This window comes from Vibrio crassostreae 9ZC13 (genome assembly GCF_000272045.2).
Taxonomy (GTDB): Bacteria; Pseudomonadota; Gammaproteobacteria; order Enterobacterales; family Vibrionaceae; genus Vibrio; species Vibrio crassostreae_C.
Genome location: NZ_AJYZ02000019.1, coordinates 1990918 through 1997352, shown reverse-complemented (window position 1 = coordinate 1997352; position 6435 = coordinate 1990918). Strand labels below are relative to the sequence as shown.

The following is a 6435-nucleotide window of genomic DNA, read 5'->3' as shown; positions in this document are numbered from 1 at the left end:
GAATAATACATCAAAGAATTTGAGGTCACTCCACGCATAAATGATGTCTAGCGTGAAAACCTGAAATGCACACTATCTAATTCTCAAACCAAGAATATTTGGCCAAGGGAAACCAAAAGGCTAGCTAGTAACTCAGGGAACGAAGCTACTCAAGCTGCTTTATAAGTTGCTGGGTATTGAACGATACCTTTGTCTAAACTTGATCCTAGTGAAGTGAAAGTTTGAAGATCAGTTCCCTGGGAGGCGTCACTTGGTAACGAGAGTCGCCCATCTAACAACCGCTTTTGGCAGCGAAGTAATTTTGTTGATCTCGTATGACTTAACGAAGACATCATGCGACGTAATGTCCACCATAAATACAAGTAACAATGCGTAAAGCAGTAACAACTAGCGCGAGACTGAACAAACCTCCCCTTTTAGGGGGCACATAAAGCCGCCTTATTTAGAAGATGGTAATATACAATTTGATAGTAAATGACCACGCTGGGGCATAAAAATGAAACGTAGCGCTTCGCTAAAAAGCACATATTCAATCAAGTTTATAGTGAGCAGCATGTTCATGTTAGTAACTGCGCTTACAGCGATTTTTGCCATGGTTATGATGCATTATTTTGGGCAGAAAATGTCTCAGGAGCACGTCATCTCAAGGTTGAGCGTAGCAACTGCAGATGTGAGTGAATATATTCACCAAGTCGACAGCAATGCGATCAGTAGTACAAAAATGCTAAAGAGCTTCCTTTCTATGTCTGATAATGACTTTTCAGAGAAAGAAATTCTACAGTTGTTTGCGCAAATTCTGAGCGAAAATCCTTTTATCCAAAGCTTGTATGTGGGCAGTGAGAACGAAGACTTCTTTCAGATCATTAACCTCAAAAATTCAGTCACCATCCGAAACAAAATGAGTGCGGATAGCAATGACCGTTGGGCTATCGCAAAAGCGAAAGGCACCGGCACTGATCGACAGATGCTCGTTTCCTATGTTGATAGCGACTTTAAGGTTAATCGAACGGTAGTAAGCAAAACGTCCTTTTACCCTACTCGAAGACCATGGTTTGTCGAAGCAGTTGAAACCCAAGTTAATAAAACGGAACCTTACCTGTTCAAGAATATGAAGGTGACAGGCCAAAGTTATTCGATTCGTAGCGGCGAGGATGTTATCGGAATTGATGTTAAGCTTTCGACACTCAATGAGAAAATCGCAGCAACCGCATTAGGAATGAGTTTAGAGAGTGGTGTTGAATCGTTTATTTTCAATCATAAAGGTGAAGTGGTTGCGTCAAATATTTACCTAGAGCGCGATATTGAAATTCCTGAATCTGCACCGTTAACTCTTACCGAACCACAACGTGCGCTAGTAATGAACACTCCAGCCTTATTGGTTTCTAACCAAAATGACTGGGGACCTTACGATTTTTCTCAAGCTGGTGAACCGCAAGGTTTTGCTATTGATTTAATTGAAATTTTGTCGCAAAAAACTGGTTTAAAATTCGATTTTATTAATGGTTTTGAATCGAACTCGCTGTCCGAAAGATACTTAAGAGGCACTATCGATGTTTTGCACTCGGTGTCTGGTGAAGTGCCGCTATATGGCGAGCGAAGTGCACCAATGTACTCAACGAAATTAGCGATTGCAGGTAAAAAACAGCGTTCCATGCCTGTTTCACTGGAAAACGTTACAGCCAAAGTGGGAGTAGTTTTCGGGTTTGGTATGAAAGAGTGGTTGCAAGCTAATTATTCAGGATTGAACATTGTTGAATTCAAAAGCTTAAGCGACGCAAAAGATGCGTTAGAGAAAGGCGAAGTGCCATACTTGGTCGATTCATTCCTAACGCTAGATGAGCTTAATAGTTTAGACAACACATCAGCAATAACGGTAAGAAAGTTGGATGCTCCCCCGGCTTCTTATCACATGTACATAAACCAAAAATATGCTGGATTATTAGATGTACTCAATCTTGCCATAGAGTCTATTACGCCTGTTCAACGAGATGCTTTAGAACAAAAATGGCTAGAATCTAATCACTGGCGTGGCACATTCCTACCCTACCCAGAAGTGCTTCAGCTGGTGAAAGATACGTCCAACTACAATACTATTGTGAGACAAAGTATTGAAGGGAAAAACTATTTTGCTTACATAACACCTATATCGAGCTCAGTCGGTAGTGACGATTACTTTTCCGTCATTATCCCAGAAAAAATCATAACCAGTGCCGTCAACAAACGTTTGTTCAACTCTTTATTCATTAGTACATTGTTGATGTTAGGTCTTTTTCCTCTCGCGTGGCGACTGGGTAAACCGATGACTCGATCAATCTATGCACTTAAAGCAAGAACTAAGAAGATTCGTGCACGCAACTTTGATCAAGTTTGGCCAATGACAACCAGAGTCAAAGAAATTGATGAACTTTCCGAAGCCATGATGGAAATGATGGCTGAGATTCAATTGCACGAAAAACAACAAGAAGAATTCATCGAAGCGTTTATTCGCCTTATTGCTCAAGCGATCGATGATAAGTCACCGTACACAGCAGGACACTGTAATCGCGTTCCAGAAATTGGCATGATGCTGGCAAGTGCAGCTGAGAAATGCCAAAGCGGTAAGTTCAAAGACTTTGCTTTCCAAAATGATGCCGAACGAAGAGAGTTTCGTATTGCTGCCTGGTTGCATGACTGCGGAAAAATTACGACGCCAGAACATATTGTTGATAAGGGCACTAAACTTGAAGCGAACTACAACCGAATCAATGAAATTCGAACTCGGTTTGAAGTCCTACGGAGAGATGCAGAAATCGATTACTTAAACGTGTTATTGCACAGTGAGGTAAGTAAGGATAAAGCAAATGCCGAGTTTAAAGAAAAAGTACGCCAGTTGAACGATGACTTTGAGTTCCTTGCCAAGGCTAACATCGGTGGTGAATTCATGAGTGAAGATAAAGTTGCCCGAATTAAGCAAATTGCTGAGAAAACATGGTTACGTTACTTTGACGATCGCTTGGGTTTGTCGCCATTTGAAGAAATGAACAAACCCGAACAGGATTCGTCTCTACCAGTCATGGAAAAACTGCTAGAAGATAAACCTGAGCACATCATTAGACGTGTGCGACCCGTCGAATTCGAACCTGAGCATGGCATCCAAATGCAAGTTCCTGAGCATCAATACAACATGGGTGAGGTATACAATCTAACGATTTCACGTGGGACTTTGACACCTGAGGATCGTTTCAAAATCAATGAGCATATGATTAGTGGGATAAGAATGCTTGAAGCTTTGCCATTTCCACCTGAACTGAGCAATGTACCGCGCTATGCTTCCACGCACCATGAAACACTCAAAGGTAACGGTTATCCACGGAAATTGAATGCCGAGGATTTATCGATACCAGAACGTATATTGGTGATTGCAGACATATTTGAAGCGTTAACCGCAGGAGACCGGCCATACAAGAAAGCGAAGCCTGTGAGTATCGCTATCGATATAATGTATCAAATGGCAGTGGATGAGCATTTGGATATGGACTTATTCTTACTGTTCTTGGAGAGCGGAGTGTACCTCGACTACGCGAAGAAATTTATGCCGGAAGCACATGTTGACGAGGTCGACATTCAAAAATATCGATCTGACTAAACCGAAAAGGTGTCTAGTGGCATAGTAAATTTAGCTACCCAATTCAAAGGTGATGTATAATCAGCGCAATACTTAAAGCAGCGACCTGATCCATAAAAGATGAATTGTTTGTCACTTCAGGAAGAGGCATCGCGCCTACGCCAAAGGCGGGAGAACTTATTGAAAAAGCCAGAGAAATCGTAATAGCGATGCAAGCCTTCGCAAGCTCACAACAACACAACCCACTAATAGATGATAAAGTTTTTTCCATCGCGGCTAACGACTATGAAATAGAAACCGTTATAAAACCTATGTTTCATGATTTCCAAAAAGCAGCGCCGATGAGTTCGCTGCACATAGCTCCAGCCAGAACTCAACTTCAGTGGGCTTCATTATTTCGGTCTGGCGATGTAGATTTTGTTTTGTCACCTGAACTAACGAGTAACGAGTCGGATTTAATTCAAACTAAGTTGTTTTCTGACCAAGAGGTCGGTTTTTACAATCCTCAAAAGCAAACACCGCCAACAACGATAGAGCAATATTGCTCCAAACCTCACGCCATCATGTCTTTTGAGCATTCTTACCAAACCGAGATAGACACAATACTTAAAAAACGAGGAGTGAAGAGAAAAATCGTGGCTAGTGCGCCGAGTTTTGGGGCGATAGCGTCTTTAATTAAAGGACCCTAGCCAACGTTAATTGCAGCTTCATTGAGTGGAAAAAGTGCTCAACATCAGTGTTGTCCAAAAAACTACTTTTTCCACTCATATTTGCCTTATGTTATAAGAAATGAATTACCCATATTCTACGAGTTAAAGGCTATTAGGTGATTCATCGATGCATTTTTCTAAGATTTATTCTAGATTGGTTTATGTTATTACTCGAAAACCAAAAGGCCTCGTACATGCGAGGCCTTACGTTTTTCATTTAACGTTTACAGCTAACCTACTTCGCTGACTTCTCTTGTTAGCTTTCCTTACTGACCTAAGTTACTGACTCAGCTGACTGAACTTCGGCAAGCTTTTCACAAACTTCTGGTGTACATCCATATAAGTTTGCATATAGATTTCATCGATATTGTCACCACTCGGGAAGCTGGATGAGAAATCTACGTGGTTGCGGTCAATCGACAATTTAGCCGCCTCGACAATATGAGCAATGAACATTCGAGGATCTTCCAAGCCAATAGAGATACGCATTGTCGTCGGTTTGATACCGGCTTCATTGAGCGCTTCATCACTGAGTTCTGAGTGCGTAGTCAGTGCTGGACACAGCGCCACTGTATTGGTTTGCCCTAAACTTACTTGCATGCCGATAGCGGGCTCAAGCATGTCGAAGAACTGTTTGAAGCCATCTCGATTGATTGGAGCACGGTCGCCATTGCCTTCCATATCGATAGTGAAAAGCGCCGCTGGTAGCCCCAAGTACATGTTGTTCTGGCAGTGTTCATAGTTATCACTATCTGGCAAAGCAGGACACGACACATTGATGTCTGGGTGAGCATCAAAGATCTTTGCCAGAGTCAGGGTGTTAATCGTTTTCTGCACCACTCGCATCTCATACGTTTTCATACCATTGAGCACTTCAAACGCTTTATCTGCATCTAGGAATGCACCCTTAATGTAGTACACATTCCAAAACAGCGTTTCGTTCCATAGGATTTTGGCCTCATCACCGTTGGGCTTGGTGAAAGTGACCTCCTCTCCTTTTGGCACAAACATAGTCTCATTGCGACCAATCACAGCCCCAGCAGTTGTGGTGCCAGAACCCGCCAGTTCTTTGGTGTAGGAGTGAATCACATAATCTGGTCTTTCCATCACATCGTCACGTTTTAGTACTGGGTGCAACAATGGTGTACCCACTGTTGAGTCAACAATCACATCCCAACCACGAGAGTGACCAGCTTTACTGATGCTAGCAACATCCAACACGTATCCATGCGGGTTACACGGTGACTCTAGGTAAACGTAGATTTTCTTACCTGCAGCGATGCGATCTGCGTATTTATCAGCAACCTCATCAAGGCGCGTCGCAAACTCATCACCGGAGTAACCATCCACCCACTCTACCGCGACATTCAGATTAGAAGGTTTTCCAAACCAATCTTCCAACAGCTGGTAAGAACCACCGTAGATATTGCGTGAAGCCAAAACAATGTCTTCATGCCCGAGCAAGTGGCTCAACAACCCATCAATAGCCGCCATACCCGAGTTAAAGTTCCATGCGAGGTATTCGTTGGCTCTAGAGCCTGCCTCGATATCAACCATATGGTTAGCCAGTGAAATCGATGTAGGGTTAAGCAGTCGAGAATATATATCGTGCAACGGCTCTTTACCGTTAAACGCATCTTCAATCCATTCTGTACACGCAAACAAATAGGTCGCGGTACGTGTAATCACAGGGCTTGCAGAAAATATAGCAGCGACATTATCGAAAATTGGATACGCACCTTTAGACGCAAAATTACCATTATTGGTGGCAATAGACTGGTAAGTGGCGCGCATTGGGTTTTGCAGATTATCGAGGATCTTAGCGATCTGGAATGACAAAAAACGTTTGGCGTTAAACCAAGCGATTCGGTCACTTTTATCGAGCTCTGAAAGTCCATCAACCGTCAATGCCCAAAGATCGTGTGTCTTGGTATTGGCTTGGTACAGTGTCGTCGCCAGTTCAATCAGCGTGATGCCGTAATCGCTATTTGGGTCGATACCAAAATGCTTTGCTTGCTCAACGGCAAGAGCTTCTGCTTGTTCGTGTTTGGTGGTTTTACGCAGCGGGCTAAGTTGAGTTGAAGTATTCATAATTCCTAAGTCATTCCATGCTTGTTGTTC

General features: G+C 42.7%; 3 protein-coding genes. 2 read left to right on the top strand and 1 reads right to left on the bottom strand.

The genetic code is table 11. From position 1 onward, the window contains the following. Positions 1–496: 496 nt before the first annotated feature. Positions 497–3625 (top strand): HD domain-containing phosphohydrolase, encoded by a 3129-nt coding sequence (locus A136_RS09985; protein ID WP_029235309.1) that lies wholly within the window; start codon positions 497–499, stop codon positions 3623–3625. A gap of 104 nt (positions 3626–3729) precedes the next feature. Beyond that, entirely contained in the window at positions 3730–4293 is a 564-nt protein-coding gene (locus A136_RS09980) for a LysR substrate-binding domain-containing protein (protein ID WP_017065462.1), read from the top strand. Positions 4294–4593: 300 nt separating this feature from the next. Here the strand turns inward: A136_RS09980 and A136_RS09975 are convergent, their stop codons facing one another. After that, positions 4594–6405, bottom strand: a complete 1812-nt coding sequence (locus A136_RS09975) for a PLP-dependent transferase (RefSeq protein ID WP_017065461.1) — start codon at positions 6403–6405, stop codon at positions 4594–4596. Between the last annotated feature and the right edge of the window lie 30 nt (positions 6406–6435).